Below are 16,503 nucleotides of genomic sequence, written 5' to 3'. Positions count from 1 at the left end.
CGCGGCGCGCTGGTGCGGGGCTCGAACACCGTGACCCATGAGGCCGACGCGGAGCCGGGACGGCCGACTCCGCGGCCGTGTCGTCAGGGCCGTCCGTTCCCGAACTGCTCCACGATCGCCGCGCAGAAGGCATCGAGGTCGTCCGGTTTGCGGCTGGTGACGAGCGTCGAGGGCGCCGCTTCGCAGACGCGCAGGGGTTCGTCCACCCAGACGCCCCCGGCGTTGCGGATGTCGGTGGCCAGGCTCGGCCACGAGGTCAGCGTGCGGCCCCGGACGACGTCCGCCTCCACCAGCATCCACGGCGCGTGACAGATCGCCGCGACGGGCTTGCCCGCCTCGAAGAAGCTACGGGTGAACCCGACGGCCCGCTCGTTCAGGCGCAGGGCGTCGGGGTTGGCCAGCCCCCCGGGCAGGACGAGGGCGTCGAAGGCGTCCGCGGTGTCACCCGCGAGGATGTGGTCGACGGGGAAGCTGCCGGCCTCGTCGAGATGATGGTAGGCGCGGACCCGGCCCGGTCCGGTCGAGACGAGCTGCGGATTCCACCCGGCCCGCTCGACGGCCTTCCAGGGCTCCGTGAGTTCGATCTCCTCCACGCCCTCGGGCGCGGTCAGAAAGGCGATGCGCACCGGACTCGCCTCCTTCAGTCGGGGGGTTCGGGCACCACGGGCCGTTCGCTGGGCGAGGGCTCCGGAGCCGGTCGCGGGTCGTCGGGCTCGGGGCCGGGGCGCGCGGGCACGGGATCGCGGGGCAGCGGATCAGGCCCTTCGGGCGTGGGTCCGGGGCCCTCGGGGCGCGGTTCGGTGGTCCGCTCCATGCGCTTCACCTCCGGGTTCCGTCCCGTGGAACTCCCCACGGGATCCGTGCGTGCGGGCCCGCCGCACGCACGGCGCCTGCCCTCTCCCGCGCTCCCCAATCCACCCGGCCGGCATCTCCAGGCGGGGTGTCGGGCGGGGGCCCTCAGGGCGCGGCCACGGCCTCCACCAGGCTGTCCACGACCCGGCTGAGCCGTCCGTCACGCCGGTGCGCGGCCCGTTGCCGTGCCGCTCCGGTTCCCTCGGTCCGGACCTCGTCGAGCAGGTCGTCGACGAGGACCGCGTCGCCCGACGCCGAGAGCCCCGGGGCCGCGCGTTCCCGCAGCCGGGAGACCAGGGTCCAGGCGGGCACCGCGGCGCCGCCGACGGGGTCGAGGCCGTTGCCGTGCAGGCCGTGGGCGGCCGCGAGCCGGTGGGCTTCGCGGAGCATCGCCGAATGCGGCTCGGGGGCCGGTGCGCCCTCGGCCGCCTCCGTGCGCAGGGTGGCGGCCAGGCCCCGTACCAGCACGGCCAGGAGGACGACGGTATCGAGCCGGGCGTTCACGTCGGCGACGCGGATCTCCAGCGTCGGCACGTGCTCGGACGGGCGGGCGTACCAGTAGATCATCCCCCGGTCCAGCACCGTGCCGCTGCGCACGAGCTCGTCGGCGCAGTGCTCGTACGAGGCCTCGTCGAGGACCGGGGCGGGTCCGACGGTGGGCCAGCGGGCGTGCTCCACGGCGCGCCAACTGGCGTAGCCGGAGTCCCTGCCCCGGTCGAAGGGGGAGTTGGCCGCGAGGGACTGGAGCACGGGCAGCCACGGACGCATCCGGTTCGCGAGGTCCAGGGCCTGCGCCCGGGAGTCGATGCCGATGTGGACGTGGCAGCCGCAGACCGCCTGGTCGTAGTTGCCGAGGACCGAGGCGAAGCGCGACTCCATCCTGCGGTAGCGCTCGTTGCGGGTGACCGTCAGGGGATGCTCGGGCGGTACGACGGGGGTTCCGGCGGCCAGCAGCAGGCACTCCTCGGCGGCCGCGGCACGGATCACCTCGGCCCGGAGCCGGGACAGCTCTGCTCGGAGCGCGGCGGCACTCGCGGTGGGGGTGGTGCACACCTCGACCTGGGCGGTGAAGAACTCCGGCTGGACCAGCGGGCCGAGTGCGTGCGCGGCCGCTTCTATGACGCGGGGGCCGCGCCCCACCGGGGCCCGGCTGCAGCGGTCGACGAGCAGGAACTCCTCCTCGACGCCCATGGTCAGGGCACGGACACGTCCGGAGACGCCCTCGCGGCCGTGGTCCGCGGCGGCCGACACTGGTGCGGCGCTTTCCTTCTGTCCGGATGTGGCTGCGGATGTGGATACGGTCAGTGACATCGAAAGCCCCTCCGTGAGTCGAGGCAGATCAGCGGTCGATCGGGCCCCGGCGTCCCGGGCCGGCTGATGAAGGGCTCCTACCCCTCGAAGCGCGGCGCACGCAGGGGGACCGGTGACGGCGGGGGCCGGGGCGCGGCCTGCCGGGTCCGGCGCGGGCCGTCAGCCGTACTCCGGGACGAACGGCAGGTAGTCCTGCTCGTGGACGGACGGGATCACCGTGTAGCTGGCCTCGGGAAGCTCGTTCCACACGCCGGGCAGGTCCCCCAGCGGTTCGGAGACCACGAGGCGCGAGGCGTCGGAGATCTCCTGGAGGTACTCCACCTCGGGGTGGAGGTGGCGGACGGTCTCGGCGCGGCTGCTGTAGAAGAGGGACCGGGACGCACCCTGGCTGGAGTAGCGGAAGGCCCAGAGCCGCTCGCCGTCGCTGATGGCCAGGGTCATCTGGAGCGGTTCCGCGACACCGTGCTCCTTGCCGAGCCGCTCCACGAGCCCGGCCATCCTGGCCACCGCCACGGGGACGTCCTGGTCGAGCCCGAAGGTCACCGCCAGGTAGAACATCACCTCGGAGTCGGTGGACCCCTCGATGGACGGGAAGAGCGCCGGGTCGACGGCCAGGCAGAGGTCGCGCTGCAGCCGGTGGAAGTCCGCGATGGCCCCGTTGTGCATCCACAGCCACCGGCCGTGACGGAACGGGTGGCAGTTGGTCTGCTGGACGGCCGAGCCCGTCGAGGCGCGCACGTGCGCGAAGAACAGGTGCGACCGTACGTGAGCCGCGAGCTCGCGCAGATTGCGGTTGTTCCAGGCCGGGGCGATGTCCCGGAAGACCGCCGGTGTGCCGTCCCCGTTGCCGCTGTACCAGCCGAGCCCGAATCCGTCGCCGTTCGTCGTCTCCACACCCATCCGGGCATGGAGGCTCTGGTTGATGAGCGAGTGCTCCGGACGGTAGAGCACGGCGTCGAGCAGCATGGGGGAACCCGAGTAGGCGAGCCACCGGCACATGCGCAACCTTCCTTTCGCGGCCTCATTCCGAGCCTAACCCCGCGGCAGTCGGCCGCCACCGCGGCGGGGCCCGCGGCGGAGGACGGGTGCCGTGCGGCAGATCCGCGGAAGCTGCTCCGCGATCGGCAGGTCCGCCACCCGGGTGCCGCCGAGCCGGGTGCGGGCCACGACCATGCCCGGGCTGGCCACGACCATGCCCGGGCTGGCCACGACCATGCCCGAGCCTGGCCACGGCCATGCCCGACTGGGTCTCCGGCCTCACCGACCGCGGCCGGTGAGGCCCAGCGCCCGCGGCGGCTGCCACCGCTAGGCGCTTTCCCACAGGGCCGCTCGGCGGCAGGGGCCCACGCCGGCGAGGGGCGTCTACGGACCGGCGATGCGGGTAGGCGCGGGATGCCGCGCCTGCTGCCGGGCAGCAGTGACGTGCGCACCGGGGCACCACCAGGTGCCCGACCGGCGTCGCGCCGGTTCCCGCACGAACGATCGGACGCAGCATGACCCATTCCGAAGGCCGCCCGCCCACCCGTCCCCGTCCGGCACCAGGGGCGGGAGCGTCGATGGGGACACCGCCGAACGACCCGGTGCCACCCAACCCGACCCCCGCGCCGGGCCCCGGCCCGGGACCGCAACCCGGGCCGTTGCCGGGACCGGTACCGGCGCCCGGGCCGGACCCGGTGCCGCCGGCGCCTCCGCAGCCCGAACCCGATCCGCCCCCGGCACCGCGGCCCGATCGGCACCCGCCGCCGGGGCCCCTGCCGGGCCCCGTGCCGGCCCCGGAGCCGGTCACTTGAGCCCGTCGTCATCCCGGTCACCCGGACTGCGCCGCTGAGCCGTGGCGCCGGCGGGCGGTGGCGCCGCTGGGCGGCAGCGGGCCACGGCTCCGCCCTTCCGCTGCCCGCCGCGCCATTCTTGGCGCTCCGGACCACGCACGTTCAGTTCCTGGCTCCGCCTGTGCCCCGACGGCCCGGCGGAGCCCGCTGCCGGCGGCGCGGAAGCGATCGGGCGCGGGCCGGCCGTCCTGCCGCCCCGGTCCGTCGGCGCCGGTTCGCCGACGGCGATTCCGCCGTCCTGGTGGAGTTCGTACGCACCCTGGACGGGTACGCCACGCCCCCCGATTCCTGCGCCTCTCGCTACGCAGCCCCTCCGGCAGTGGGCCGGACGCGGAGGATGCCACGCTGCGCCGGAGCCTCGACGCCAGGGACCGTGGTGGCGCGCGGAGGGCGCCCGCCGGGCCCGCGCCGACGACGGACACCCCTGCCCCGGGACGGCAACCCGCCGGGACGTGACCCGCCGGTCGGGGTGCGTGCGGGGCGCCCCCGGTGTGGGGGAGGACGGGGCGGAACGGGCCCGACGGGTGGAGGTGATGGCCGTGGACCCCGTGCAACCGGAGGACGACGGGCGGTCCCCCGGCGGCGGCCCCCACCCCGACACGGAGACCACCGGGCGGCTCGGCGAACTCTTCGCGGGAGCCGTGTGCGGTGTCACCGGTACCGACGTGCCCGCCGCTCTGTGCCGGGAGTGCGTCGACCTCATGGAGGTCACGGGCGCCTTGATTTCGCTGACGGGCGGGGACATGGACACGCGGACCCTGTGGTGGCCGAGCGACGACGGCGCGGGCCGCCTCGCCGAGACCCAGTACACCCTCGGCGACGGGCCGTGCGTGACCGCTGTCACGCACGTCGCCCCGGTGCTCGCCCCGGACCTCACGGGCGGCGCGGACGCCGCCCGTGAGGTCGTCTTCACCCAGCAGGCCGTGGAACTCGGGGTCCGGGCCGTCTTCTCGCTCCCGTTGGGCAGCAGCGCCCTCGCGATCGGCACGCTCGACCTCTACCGCGACAGCACCGGTCCGCGGTCCGCGCGGGACCGCTCCTTCGCGTGCGCCGCGGCGGACCCCATCACGACCGCCCTGCTCGCCCTCCAGGCGCGGGACGCCGGAGAGGGACTGGACGGCTCCTGGCTGGACGAGCCGAGACGGACCACGAGGAAGTCCACCAGGCAACCGGAATGATCATGGTTCATTTGGGGATCGGCCCCCCTCAGGCCCTGGCCCGCCTGAGGGCCCACGCCTTCGCCGGCGGGCAGTCCGTCACCGAGGCGGCTTTCGACGTCATCGCCGGGAGAATCAGGTTTCATGACTAGGCCCGCCCCCACCGACGGGTCGGAGCACGGAAGCGGTGAGACCGGCATGACGAGCGACCAGCAGCTGGCGGAGGCCTTCGTGGACCTCAGCGACACCCTCACCGACGACGTCGACCCCCTGACGCTCCTCGACCGCCTGGTCCGCCACTGCGTCGCGCTCACGCGGGTGGACGCCGCGGGAGTCATGCTCGCCAACGCCCGCGACCAGCTCCGGCCGGCCGCGGCCACGGACGCCCTCACCGAGCTGATGCAGGCACAGGCCAGTCAGGGCCCGTGCGTCGACGCCTTCACCTTCGGCGCTCCGGTCCACGCCGACCGGCTGAGCGACCACGAGGAACGCTGGCCGGTCTTCCTCCGGGTGGCCCGCAGCAGCGGATACGAGAGCGCGCACGCCTTGCCGCTGCGCGCCCGGGACCACACGCTGGGAGCGCTCAACCTGCTCGCCCGGGTCCCCACCACGCTCACCGCGGACGAGATCGGGGTGCTGCGGGCCCTGGCCGACGTCGCGACGACGCCCTGCTCACCTGGGTACGGGAGCCCCTGGGAGTCGCCGACATCGTCACCCGCACCCAGGCGGCGCTTTCGACGAAGGCCGTCGTCGACACGGCGTGCTCGCCGCCACCGCATCCCTACGGCCCCACGAGGCGGAACTGCACCTGCGCGCCTTCGCCGCACGGCGCCGGCTGCGGACCGCCGACGCCGCCGCGCGGCTCGTACGGCGCGAGATCCGCCCGGAGGACGTACTGGCGGAGCCCTTCGAGGGGGATTAGCGCGAGGGGGATGAGCGCGCCCCGGCGACGGGAGGCGGAGGCGGACGGAGTCACATGTGGGGCTGGTTGTAGTACCGGGCGAACTGCTCCAGATAGCTGGGCCCCGTGTCGTACTTGGACGCGTCGAATTCCGGCGCGTTCTTGATCTGTTCCTTGCTCCTGTCGACGTGGACGGTCTGCTCGCCCGTGTCGATCCGCGTGATGACGCCGGCCGGGAGCAGGACGTGCTTGCCGAAGATCCACATGCCGGTGTCGACGACGATGAGGGAGGCCCCGACTTCCTCGGAGTGCTTGTCGACCTTCCCGATGGCGCCGTCCGTGGCCTCGACCTTGTAGCCGACGAGGTCGATCCCCTTCGCATAGCCGGTGGCGTCTTCGTGGCCCCAGATGTCTTGCCCGCTCATGGTTCGAGCCTCTCCGTGCGTGTCCTTTCCTTCTTCCGCGCCTTCCCGGAAAGGGTCCGCGTACGCCTTGCTCGGTGGTCCGGGCCCTCCCGGCGCCCGTACGGGCCGTCGCCGTCCCGCGACGACGGAATGCGACCCCCGTCGCAGCCATGAGGCCGAGGCCGCATCCCGCGCCGGGCGCCTACCCGGTCGCGCGCGGCCGACGCCTGCGCGGTGCGGTGAGCGTGCACGCCGGTTTGTTTGCGGGACCCCGAGCGGGGCAGCCGCCCGTGCGGGGATTCCGTCGAGCGAGGAGGAGGACGGCCATGGACGACGAGCAGGGTGGCGCAGGAGGAGTGCCGCTGGAAGGAGAGGGGAAACAGGACAAGCGCCGCAAGGCGCACACCGAGCGTCACGACGACAGGACCACCGAGCGTCACGACGACAAAACCACGACGGCGGCCGACACGGACGAAGCCAGCCGTCTGGACCGTCCCCAGCAGCCCGAGAAGCCGGACGGGAAGGGCACCCGGTGGGTCGGCCCGCGCGGTGAGTGAGGCCGGGTCGCACCTGGGCGCCCGCAGGGTGGGCGTGCCATGCTCAAGATGTGAAGCGCGATGCCGCACCCGTGGGTGAGGGCGCCGCACCCGAGGTGGTGGCGCTCGCCAAGGTGGTGGCCAGACTCCGCTCCGAAGTCGTGGACCTGGAGGGCGTGGCCGCGACGACGGCCGTCGTCGAGCGGGCCAAGGGCGTACTGATGGCCCAGGCGGGAGTCTCCGCCGGCGACGCGTACGAACTGCTTCTCGAACGCGCCGCCCGGCGCGGCCGCACCGTCCTGGAGGAATGCTGGATCGCGCTGGGCCAGGTCCGCGTGCGCCGGCCGCCGGGGACCGCCCGGATCTCCCTGCCCACAGCTGCGGCCACGGGCCCGAAGGAGCCCCCGGGCGCGGAGAAGGCCCCGGACGCGGAGAAGGCCTCGGAGATGGAGAAGGCCCCGGAGACGGAGCCGGGTGAGCCGGGTGCCTCGGCGTTCAGCAGGCGGCGCTATCTGTCCGGCCGCCACCAAGGTGCGGCCGAACTCAGTGCGCCGCCGGGTGCCTCGGCGTTCAGCAGGCGGCGCTATCTGTCCGGCCGCCACCAAGGTGCGGCCGAACTCAGTGCGCTCCTGTCCCGGGTGGCCGACGGACTGGCCGTGGCGCACGGCGGCGACGACATCGCGGAGCTGCTGGTGAGCGTGCTCGGCGGGGCCACCGGCGTGGACGCGGTGATGATCTACGCCGTGGCCGCCGCCGGAAGCCTGGACCTGAGCGGAAGTGCCGGAATCGACGAGGCGCTGGCCGAGCAGTGGCGCCACGTTCCCCCACTGATCGGGGTCGCCGGCCTCGAAGCGATCGCCGGCCGCCGCGCCCTCTGGCTGGAGGACCCCGAACAGGACGCCCGGCGCTATCTGCTGATCGGCGACCCGCCGGAGCGCTGGCCTTCGCGGGCCTGGATCCCCGTGCCCGGCGACGGACCCCCGACGGTGGCCGTCGGGTTCCTGCGCACACGGCCCGGCCCCTTCGCAGCCGACACCCGGGCGTTGCTGCGCCAGGCGACCCGGTTGTGCGCGGGGCCCCTGGGGGCGCCGGAACGCGCCCGCGACACGGAGACCGTGGTGGCGGGCGGAGACTACGCGGCGGCCGTCCAGCTGATCCTGGACACCATGGCCGGACCCGCGACCCTGCTCACCCCCCTGCGCTCGGAGGCGGGGGAGGTGGAGGACTACCGCATCGACGCGGCCGCGCCCGAGTCGGTGGACGTCGTCGGCCGGCGGGGGAAGGAACTCGTGGGTCGCCGGATCCTGGAGACGTACCCGACGGTGGCGGGCACCGCGCTCTGGGAGGGCTACCTCAAGACGCTCACCACCGGAACCAGGTACGAAGGGGAACCCTTCACCTACGAGGAAGTGATCGCCGGCGTGCCCCGGCAGTCCGTCTACTCGGTCCGGGCTTCCAGGCTCGGAGACCACTTGGTCGTGTCCTGGGTCTGCCACGACAGCAGCCAGCGCGAGACGCGCCGGCTGGCCGACATGCAGCGCCTCGGCAACCTGGGCTGGGCGGCCTGGAACCTGGTCACCGACACCGTCAGTTGGTCCGAGCAGGTCTATGCCATCTTCGGCCGGGATCCGGCCCGGGGCCCGATGACGCTGGAGGAACTGCCGCACCACCTCGTCCCCGACGACCTTCCGCAGCTCGGTGCCGCCGTCGAACGGCTGCTGAGCGAGGGGCAGGCCATCGACCAGGCGTTCAGGATCACCACCGCGCGCGGAGTCCGGCACCTCCGGATCGTCGCCGAGGCACAGACGGACGCCGACGGCGCCCCCGTCGAGGTACACGGCTTCTTCCAGGACCTGACCGCGCAGCACGACGTGGAAGTCGCGTTGCGCGAGAGCGAGCGGGCCGTCCTCCTCCAGCGCGGCATGCTCCAGGCCGAACGCGCGCTCGCCGCACGCCTCCAGGACACCCTGCTGCCGATCCCCGAACAGTCCCTGGAACTGGCGGGTCTCCGCATCGACGTGGCCTACGTCCCCGCCGACAGCGGGATCAACGTCGGCGGCGACTGGTACAGCGCCATCGAACTCCCCGACGGGAGCGCTCTGTTCGTCGTGGGAGACGTGGCCGGGCACGGTCTGGCGGCCGTCGGGACCATGGCCCAGCTCCGGTTCACCACGAAGGGCATGACGGTCACCGGGTCGGCCCTGCCCGACGTCCTGCGCCGACTCAACACCCTCCTGCTGCACACCGGTTCGGACCCCTCGGGGAGTGCCACCGCCACCATGGTCATGGCCCGGTACCAGCCCTGGGACCGGCGGCTGATGTGGGTACGGGCGGGCCACCTGCCGCCCCTGCTGATCCGCGGCGGCCGGGCGGAGTTCCTCGAGCAGCCGCAGGGCACCCTGCTCGGCGCGACCTTCGAAGCCTCTTACGAGCAGGCCGTCATCGACCTGCTGCCCGGCGACCACCTGCTGTTCTACACCGACGGGCTGGTGGAGGAGCCGGGTGAGAACATCGAAGCCGGACTCGACCGCCTCGCGGCGTCGGTCCTGCGACTCCTCGGGGAGGGCCACGGCGAAACCCTCGCCCGCAGGCTCGCCGCGCTGTGCGCGACCCATCGCGACGACGTCTGCGTCCTGGACCTTCACGTTCCGGACGCGGACGGCCCCGACCGGGAGGTTCCGTAAAAAAAGAGGGTCATATTTCCCCTATGTGGGTATATCCCTCCGGGAAGACCACGACGGTTCTTGCCGCCCCGCTCAGGGGCGGCCGGTACCCACCGACCCGTCGGAGGAACTCATGGCACCCGTATCCGGCGACATCACGGATCCGTTCCGCATCGAACTCCGTGCCCAGACCCCAGACCTCCCCGAGGACCCGCTCACCGCCAGCACCGGCGAGGCGCGGACGCTGTCCACCGCGCTCTTCCGGCGGCTGAAGGAGCTGCGCGAGGGGACGGCCGAGTACTCGTACGTGCGCAATACGCTCGTCGAGCTCAACCTCAGCCTGGTGAAGTACGTGGCACGCCGGTTCCGCAACCGCTCGGAGCCCCTGGAGGACATCGTCCAGGTCGGCACGGTAGGCCTGATCAAGGCGATCAACCGGTACGACGTCGAGCGCGGGGTCGAATTCACCACGTTCGCCATTCCGACCATCACCGGCGAGATGAAGCGGTTCTTCCGCGACACGAGCTGGTCCGTGAAGGTCCCGCGGCGGCTCCAGGAACTCCGGCTCGACATCGCCAAAACCCACGACGTGCTCGAACAGCGGCTCGGGCGGCACCCGACCGACCTCGAGCTGGCAGAGCACCTCGGCATCAGCACGGAGGCGCTGGACGAAGGCCGCCGGGCGGCCAACGGCTACGTGGCGGGATCGCTGGACGCGCCGGTGGGGCCCGAGGCGGAGGGCGGCACCCGGGCGTGGCCGCTGGGGGAGGAAGAGGCGGCGTACGACCTCATCGAGTGCCTGGAAACGCTGAAACCGCTGCTCGCCACGCTCAGTGACCGCGACCGGCTGATCCTCTCGCTGCGCTTCGGCGAGGAGCTGAACCAGGCCGAGATCGGCGCTCGGCTGGGGCTCTCCCAGATGCACGTCTCACGGCTGCTGAGCCGCATCATGGCCAGGCTGCGGACCGGGATGCTGCAGGACGAGGAAGAGGACGAGGGCGACGAGAAGGCCCGGGAGGGTGCGATCGCGGAGCCGCTCCGGGCGCGCGCGCCGAGTGGCCCCGAGACGTAGGGCCGAGCGCTGAGCCGGTGATGCCGGGCCCACGCTCAACCGTTCGGGCGGGGAGACCTGCCCGGTCGGCGCGCGGGCGCCTCGGCGTCCCCCCGGAGGGCCAGTGGAGTGACGACCTCCACCCACACGCACTTCCCCCCGTCCACGGGATCCGCCCCCCACGCACGGGCCAGCCGCTCCACGATGAGCAGCCCGTGCCCGCCGGGCCGGGCCGGATCGGAGGGGTAGTGGAAGACGGGCACCGCCGGACTGCCGTCCGTGACCTCGATGCGCAGCCGATCGCCGGTGCAGTGCAAGAGCAGAGAGCGGGGCCCGCCCGCGTGCATACAGGCATTGGCCACGACTTCGGACACCAGGAGCAGCACGTCGTCCGCGGTTTCCGCGGCCTCGTCCTCGGTGCCGGTCCCGCTCCCGCTCCCGCTTCCGTTCCCGTTCCCGGCCTCCGGCAGCCACTGCCATTCGGTCAGGGCCCGGCGGGTGAAGTCGCGGCACCGGCCGACGACATCCGTGGTGCCGTGCAACAGCAGACGCCGGGTCCACTCGGGTGACCGGCGCTCGCTCATCGGTGCTCCTCCGCTACGCGCACCGGGGACTCGCCAGTGCCGCCTCCACATCGGGGTGCTGCGGGAAGAGCCCTGCGGCGCCCGTGATGTGGAACATGCGCGCGACCGGCCGGTGCAGCCCGATCAGTTCGAGGCTGCCACCCGTTTCCCGGGCCGCGAGCCGACTGTGCAACAACACGTTCAATCCCGTGGAATCACAGAACAGCAGACCGCTGACGTCGACCAGCAGGCGTCGCCCGCCACCTGTCCGGGCAGCTTCGAGAGCCGCGCGCAGGGGCTCGGCGGTGTCGTGGTCGAGCTCGCCGGCCAAGGTCAGGACGGTGGCACCGTCGAGGGGTCGTACGTCGACCGCGAAGCGGTCATCGTCCGCCGAGGGCATGAGAACCCCTTCCCCCGGTGGTTTGGGTCTCGACACCGGTTACGTCTCGCGCCTACCCCGTCATAGGGCGTCAAACCCGGGCGGGGCGAGGTCGATGGGGAAAAGGGCGAGGGAGTCGGTGATCTCCAGCAGGCGGAGCATCTGCGCGCTGGGTGCGGCCAGGCGCAGGGTGTGACCTGACTCCACCGCCTGCAGGCGGGCCCGGAGCAGCAGGTTAAGTCCGGCCGAATCGCAGAAGGTGAGACCGCTGAGATCGACGACGATGTCGGCGGGGCCGTCCGTTCGGGTCACCGCTTCGAGCAGCAGGGCGCGCACCTCGTCGACGCGGCTGATGTCCATCTCGCCGGACAGGCGGACCACGCTCTCCCGCGCAACCGCCCCCGTCGACGGGGGCGGTTGCGCGGGATCGTGCTCGTGAGGCTCTTCGGGCATTCTTAGCGCTGGCCCTTGGCCTTCTTCATCTTGTCCGTGGCCTGGGAGGCCGTTTCCTCAGCCTTGCCGGCCATCTGCTCGCCGCTTCCCTCTGCTTGCATGCGCGTGTCGTCCATCGCGCTGCCGAGGTTCTCCTTGAGCTCTCCCTTGGCCTGCTTCGCCTTTGCCTTTGCCTTGCTCATGACCGGCGTTCCTTCCTGAGAAGTGCGGGTGGTGCTGCTGCCACCATGCGTCAGGGGACGTCCGCCTGCAATATATGACGAATCGCCTGAAATCTGTCGCTTGAAGCGGCAGTGCGCCGGTGGGCGGGCGCAGCTTCCGGTGCGGCCGCCCTACGGATGCGGAGCGGCCGAAGCGAACCCGATGCATTCGACATCGATCTGATCGGCGAGTTCGGTCAGTACGTTCGCCAAGTCCCGGACGGTCTGCTCGTCCCCGCGCATTTCTCCGGTGTCCTCCGATTCGAGCCAGTCGGCCGCGAGGCCGCGCAGGAGGCCGGTGACGTGATCGGCGGGGATCAGGACGCCGTCATCCGCGGGTATCAGCGGTATGGACATCTGGATCATGAAACCGTCTCCCGGGAAGCGTCCGTACGGGTCCGCGCTACCAATAGTGACGACGTCCTCCGACCGCGTGCCCGACCGAGCCGAGCACCCACAGGACGACCCCGATGACGATCAGGATGATTCCCAGCGTCCACAGGATCGAAATGCCGAGGAGATAGCCGACGATCAACAGGACGATGCCTAGCGCAATCATGATGTTCTCCCATCTCGCAGGCTGCTTCTGCCCCGATCCGGCGTCGGAATGCGCGCGCCGGCGGCCCTCTCGCACGCTCGAAGTATCTTGACGTCAAGATTCATCTCGGGCAGGCTTCCGCTGGTATCTCGATATCGAGATACTTTCGCGGGGGTCGGAGGCACGGGATGTGGTGGCGCGGCACGGGGACCCGGAAGGGTTCGCAGGGGTGGCAGGGGTGGCAGGGGCCGTCGGGGCCGGGGCGGGGGCCGCGGCGACCCGGGCTGGTGGCACAGTTGCGGCGGCCGCCCGGGGGCCGGGACGCCCGGATCATGCTGTTCGCCCAGCTGCTCGACCGCACCGGCACGGGCGTGTGGGCCGCCGCCTCGGTCCTCTACTTCACCTTCGTCATGGGCCTGGACGCCGCCCGGATCGGACTGCTGCTGGGCGCCGCGGCCGTGGCGGGCATCGTCGGGTCGCCCCTGGCGGGACACCTGGCGGGCCGCTTCCCGGTGCGGTCCCTGCTGATCGGCTGTCATCTGCTGCGCCTCGGAACCCTCGGCGCACTGCTCGTCGTCACCCGCTTCGACGTGCTGTTGCCCCTGGTCGCCGTCACCTACCTGGGCGACCGGGCGGCCAAGGCGCTCGAGATGCTCTTCGCCACACGGGTGGCGGGGGAGCGGCGCGGCACCTATCAGGCGCTGTCGCGCAGTACGGCGAACGCCGGCTACGCGGTTGGCGCGGGCATCGCCGCCGCCGGTCTCGCGGTGGGGACGCCGGCGGCGTACCAGGCGCTGATCCTGGCCAACGCCCTGTCCTTCCTCGCGGCCGCCGCGCTGGTCCGGCGCACCAGGGAACCGCGGGCCGAGGGGCGGCGGGTGGCCGCGGGTGTCGGGGAGGCGGGCGCCGTTGCGACGGCCGGGGTCGCGCCGACCGGGCCTGCGGCGACGGGGGTTGTGACGACGACCGGCGGCACGGCGGCGCGGGGCCCCGCGTCGGGGGATGTGGCGGCGCGGGGCCCCGCGTCGGGGGATGGTGCGGCGTCGGAGGAGGCGCCGACCACCGGCCGGACGCGGGCGCCGAGTCCGTGGCGGGATCGCGGCTACCTGCGCTTCGTCCTCCTCGACATCCCGATGCACCTCGACGACTCGGTCCTGGCCGTCGGCCTGCCGCTGTGGCTGGTGGTCCACACCGACGCACCGCACACCCTGGTCCCGGTCTTCCTCGTCATCAACACCGTGCTGGTCGTCGTACTCCAGCTCCGCGTGTCGGCCAGGTTCGAGGAACCGCACCGGGCCGCGGCGGCCGTCTCCGTCTACGGGCTGACGATGTTCGCGTGCTGCACCCTCCTGGCCCTCACCGCGGGGGCCGGAGCCGTGGCCGCGTCGGTGGTCCTGCTGGTCGCCGCGGTCCTGGTCACGGTGGCGGAGCTGCTGCGGTCGGTGAGTTCCTGGGAACTGGCGGTCTCGCTCGCCCCCGAGGAGGCGCGGGCCTCGTACCTGGGAGTGGCGGGCATGGCCCAGTCCGTCCAGAAGTCCGCGGGTCCGCTGCTCCTGACGGGCGTCGTGATGACGGCCGGCCCGGCGGGCTGGCTGGCCCTCGGCGCGGGGATCGCGGCCCTGTCGGTGGTCCAGCGGCGCTCCGCCGTCCGCCGCCTGGACTCCGTACCCGCCACGCCCGCTCCGGCCGCGCGCGTACGGGTACGGGGGCGGCGGCTCAGGCCTGGGCGGCCGGACCGTCCATCGGCCAGGCGGAGGTGTGCGCCGTGAACCCGATGTGCGGGTAGTAGTCCACGGCCGCCGGGGCCGACAGCAGGATCAGCTTGGCCTGGGGCGCGGCCTCGCGGGTGGCCCGGACGAGGTCCTTGCCCACCCCCTGGCCCTGGTACGCCGCGTCGACGGCGAGGTCGCTGAGGTACGTGGAGTACGCGCCGTCCGTGATCGAGCGGGAGATGCCGATGAGGCGGCCGTCCTCGTCGCGGGCGACGATGACGAGGTTGGCGCCGGCCAGCATCCGGGTGAAGCGCCGGGTGTCCTCCACGGGGCGTCGTTCGGCGAGGGTGGACGCCCGGTACAGCGCGGCCACCTCCTCCACGTCGAGGGCGCCGCCGATGACCTGTTCACACTTCCACGTGCTGGTACAGCTCCTTGCCGTGTTCCTCGCCGAGGTGTCGGTCGAGTCGTTCGCCGAGTTCTTCGAGCCGGGACTTGAGGTGGTTCCGGTTGGCGAGGAACCGCCGGGGGTCGAGGAGGCCGGCCGGAACGGTGACCCCCCGGGCCGCCGGGGCGTCGGCCAACGGAACGTTCGTACGCCAGGTTTGGTCGGCGGCCGCCTGGACCAGCCGGTACGCGTGCTCGCGTTCCGCGCCGTCGGCGACGAGGCCGAGGAACACCTCGGAGGAGTGGACGAGGCCGTGCGTCTCGTCGATGTTGCGGGCCATCCGGTCGGGGAAGACCTCCAGGCCCCGGACGAGGGCCGCGGCCGAGACCAGCTGGTAGTGCGCGATCGTCAGGCTGTCCGGCAGGACGATCCGCTCCACCGAGGAGTGCGCCAGGTCCCGTTCGTGCCACAGCGCGATGTTCTCGTACGCGGCGCCCGCGTTGGCCCGCAGGACCAGGGCCAGTCCGCACAGCCGCTCGCTGGTCGTCGGATTGCGCTTGTGCGGCATGGCGCTGGAGCCCTGGTACGCGCTGGTGCGGGGCTCGTCGACCTCGCGCACCTCCGTGCGCTGGAGCATCCGCATCTCCAGGGCGAACTGCTCCACGACGGCACCCGTGATGGCGAGCGCGGACAACAGCTCGGCGTGCCGGTCGCGGGCGACCACCTGCGTCGGGATCGGTTCGACCCCCAGTCCCAGCTCCCCGCACACGTACTCCTCCACGCGCGGGGAGATGTGGGAGTAGGTGCCGACGGGGCCCGAGAGGGTCCCCACGGCCACCGCCGTACGGGCATCCGCCAGCCGGGTCAGGCAGCGGCTCATGGCCTGGGCGTGGACGGCCAGCTTCTGTCCGAAGCCGGTCGGCTCGGCGTGGATCCCGTGGGTACGGGCGATGCACACGGTGTCCCAGTGCTCCAGGGCCCGGTCCGTCAGGATCCGGGTGAAGGAGCGGGCCGCGTCCAGGACGAGGTCCATGGAGCGGGCGAGCAGGTATCCCTGCCCGGTGTCGACGAGGTCGTAGCTGGTCATGCCGTGATGGACCCAGCGCGCCGACCCGGCCGGCATCGTCTCCGTGTAGGCGGCCAGGAACGCGAGGACCTCGTGGTCGCGTTCGGCCTCCAGCTCCCGGATCCGCGCGACCGACGGCACCGGGGCCCGCCGGATGTCGGCCAGGGCCCCGTCCGGGACGACTCCGAGCCCGGCCTGCGCGGTGCTGGCCAGCACTTCGACCCGGACCCACGTCTCGTACGCGCACTCCGCGGTCCACAGTGCCGCCATCTCCGGCAGCGCGTAGCGCTGGATCAAGGCACACCCCTTCCCGTTGCCCGAGGGCACGCGATGCCGTCGGCCGGCGCCCGTCTCTGCCCTCCTTGCGGTAATAGGTGAAGTGTCCCTTTGGCTATTGCCTGCCGGAGTTCCGGCGAGCGGGGGGAGGTGGCGACGCTCCACAGCCGCCCGCGTCTTCGGCGGCGGCCCGGCGCGCCGCCGCCCGGGTCGGTGTCCTCCCG

The 16,503-nt window shown here is 72.7% G+C and carries 20 protein-coding genes; 7 read left to right on the top strand and 13 right to left on the bottom strand.

Going from position 1 to position 16,503, the window contains the following annotated elements; all coding sequences use genetic code 11:
- Positions 1–83: 83 nt before the first annotated feature.
- The 4 genes from AC6CKD_RS31470 to AC6CKD_RS31455 form a co-directional block, all read right to left on the bottom strand.
- The gene (locus AC6CKD_RS31470; protein ID WP_498332092.1) at positions 84–626 is read right to left on the bottom strand and encodes a type 1 glutamine amidotransferase domain-containing protein; all 543 of its coding nucleotides are present in this window, start codon (positions 624–626) and stop codon (positions 84–86) included.
- 331 nt (positions 627–957) lie between these two features.
- Positions 958–2,103 carry a carboxylate-amine ligase gene (locus tag AC6CKD_RS31465; RefSeq protein WP_498332091.1) on the bottom strand — a complete coding sequence of 382 codons (1,146 nt, stop codon included), beginning with the start codon at positions 2,101–2,103 and terminating at the stop codon, positions 958–960.
- A 219-nt stretch (positions 2,104–2,322) separates the two neighbouring features.
- The gene (locus AC6CKD_RS31460) at positions 2,323–3,162 is read right to left on the bottom strand and encodes a class II glutamine amidotransferase (protein ID WP_498332089.1); all 840 of its coding nucleotides are present in this window, start codon (positions 3,160–3,162) and stop codon (positions 2,323–2,325) included.
- A gap of 33 nt (positions 3,163–3,195) precedes the next feature.
- On the bottom strand, positions 3,196–3,378 hold the full coding sequence (locus AC6CKD_RS31455) for a hypothetical protein (protein ID WP_498332256.1): 183 nt from the start codon (positions 3,376–3,378) through the stop codon (positions 3,196–3,198).
- A 1,153-nt stretch (positions 3,379–4,531) separates the two neighbouring features.
- Between AC6CKD_RS31455 and AC6CKD_RS31450 the strand changes: the two genes are divergently transcribed.
- Genes AC6CKD_RS31450 through AC6CKD_RS31440 form a run of 3 tightly spaced genes read left to right on the top strand, consistent with a single transcriptional unit; the run spans position 4,532 to position 6,085 of the window.
- Positions 4,532–5,170, top strand: a complete 639-nt coding sequence (locus AC6CKD_RS31450; protein WP_498332087.1) for a GAF domain-containing protein — start codon at positions 4,532–4,534, stop codon at positions 5,168–5,170.
- A complete protein-coding gene (locus AC6CKD_RS31445; RefSeq protein ID WP_498332085.1) occupies positions 5,167–5,301 on the top strand; it encodes an ANTAR domain-containing protein in 135 nt (44 codons plus the stop codon). Before AC6CKD_RS31450 ends, AC6CKD_RS31445 begins: the two co-directional genes overlap by 4 nt.
- Complete coding sequence (locus AC6CKD_RS31440) at positions 5,294–6,085, top strand: GAF domain-containing protein (RefSeq protein WP_498332084.1); 792 nt, start codon at positions 5,294–5,296, stop codon at positions 6,083–6,085. Before AC6CKD_RS31445 ends, AC6CKD_RS31440 begins: the two co-directional genes overlap by 8 nt.
- Positions 6,086–6,121: 36 nt before the next feature.
- Here the strand turns inward: AC6CKD_RS31440 and AC6CKD_RS31435 are convergent, their stop codons facing one another.
- Positions 6,122–6,475: a PRC-barrel domain-containing protein gene (locus AC6CKD_RS31435; RefSeq protein ID WP_498332083.1), complete on the bottom strand. Its 354-nt coding sequence runs from the start codon at positions 6,473–6,475 to the stop codon at positions 6,122–6,124.
- A 305-nt stretch (positions 6,476–6,780) separates the two neighbouring features.
- Here AC6CKD_RS31435 and AC6CKD_RS31430 point away from each other — a divergent pair, with 305 nt between their 5' ends.
- The 3 genes from AC6CKD_RS31430 to AC6CKD_RS31420 all read left to right on the top strand — a co-directional run bounded on the left by AC6CKD_RS31430 (position 6,781) and on the right by AC6CKD_RS31420 (position 10,725).
- Entirely contained in the window at positions 6,781–7,011 is a 231-nt protein-coding gene (locus AC6CKD_RS31430) for a hypothetical protein (RefSeq protein ID WP_498332082.1), read from the top strand.
- 50 nt (positions 7,012–7,061) lie between these two features.
- Positions 7,062–9,674, top strand: coding sequence for a SpoIIE family protein phosphatase (locus AC6CKD_RS31425; protein WP_498332080.1), 2,613 nt, complete (start codon positions 7,062–7,064; stop codon positions 9,672–9,674).
- Between the two features lie 112 nt (positions 9,675–9,786).
- On the top strand, positions 9,787–10,725 hold the full coding sequence (locus tag AC6CKD_RS31420; RefSeq protein ID WP_498332078.1) for a SigB/SigF/SigG family RNA polymerase sigma factor: 939 nt from the start codon (positions 9,787–9,789) through the stop codon (positions 10,723–10,725).
- A 35-nt stretch (positions 10,726–10,760) separates the two neighbouring features.
- On the opposite strand, the gene AC6CKD_RS31415 is transcribed toward AC6CKD_RS31420, so the two are convergent.
- The 6 genes from AC6CKD_RS31415 to AC6CKD_RS31390 form a co-directional block, all read right to left on the bottom strand.
- Positions 10,761–11,288 carry an ATP-binding protein gene (locus tag AC6CKD_RS31415; RefSeq protein WP_498332077.1) on the bottom strand — a complete coding sequence of 176 codons (528 nt, stop codon included), beginning with the start codon at positions 11,286–11,288 and terminating at the stop codon, positions 10,761–10,763.
- A 13-nt stretch (positions 11,289–11,301) separates the two neighbouring features.
- Positions 11,302–11,667: an STAS domain-containing protein gene (locus AC6CKD_RS31410; RefSeq protein ID WP_498332076.1), complete on the bottom strand. Its 366-nt coding sequence runs from the start codon at positions 11,665–11,667 to the stop codon at positions 11,302–11,304.
- Positions 11,668–11,727: 60 nt separating this feature from the next.
- On the bottom strand, positions 11,728–12,099 hold the full coding sequence (locus AC6CKD_RS31405) for an STAS domain-containing protein (RefSeq protein WP_498332074.1): 372 nt from the start codon (positions 12,097–12,099) through the stop codon (positions 11,728–11,730).
- Positions 12,100–12,101: 2 nt separating this feature from the next.
- Positions 12,102–12,281 carry a CsbD family protein gene (locus AC6CKD_RS31400; protein ID WP_498332072.1) on the bottom strand — a complete coding sequence of 60 codons (180 nt, stop codon included), beginning with the start codon at positions 12,279–12,281 and terminating at the stop codon, positions 12,102–12,104.
- 150 nt (positions 12,282–12,431) lie between these two features.
- Entirely contained in the window at positions 12,432–12,665 is a 234-nt protein-coding gene (locus AC6CKD_RS31395) for a DUF6213 family protein (protein ID WP_498332070.1), read from the bottom strand.
- A gap of 37 nt (positions 12,666–12,702) precedes the next feature.
- Entirely contained in the window at positions 12,703–12,858 is a 156-nt protein-coding gene (locus AC6CKD_RS31390; protein ID WP_498332068.1) for a DUF6131 family protein, read from the bottom strand.
- Positions 12,859–13,169: 311 nt separating this feature from the next.
- Here AC6CKD_RS31390 and AC6CKD_RS31385 point away from each other — a divergent pair, with 311 nt between their 5' ends.
- Positions 13,170–14,606, top strand: a complete 1,437-nt coding sequence (locus tag AC6CKD_RS31385) for an MFS transporter (RefSeq protein WP_498332066.1) — start codon at positions 13,170–13,172, stop codon at positions 14,604–14,606.
- Here the strand turns inward: AC6CKD_RS31385 and AC6CKD_RS31380 are convergent.
- Both AC6CKD_RS31380 and purB read right to left on the bottom strand, forming a co-directional pair.
- A complete protein-coding gene (locus AC6CKD_RS31380) occupies positions 14,554–14,922 on the bottom strand; it encodes a GNAT family N-acetyltransferase (protein ID WP_498332064.1) in 369 nt (122 codons plus the stop codon). The two genes, AC6CKD_RS31385 and AC6CKD_RS31380, sit on opposite strands and share 53 nt — an antisense overlap.
- Positions 14,923–14,956: 34 nt before the next feature.
- Complete coding sequence (purB, locus tag AC6CKD_RS31375) at positions 14,957–16,300, bottom strand: adenylosuccinate lyase (protein ID WP_498332062.1); 1,344 nt, start codon at positions 16,298–16,300, stop codon at positions 14,957–14,959.
- Positions 16,301–16,503: the final 203 nt, after the last annotated feature.

Source organism: Streptomyces sp. GQ60, from assembly GCF_059758875.1.
The sequence above is the reverse complement of the archived record's forward strand: the minus strand, read 5'-3'. Positions and strand labels throughout refer to the sequence as shown.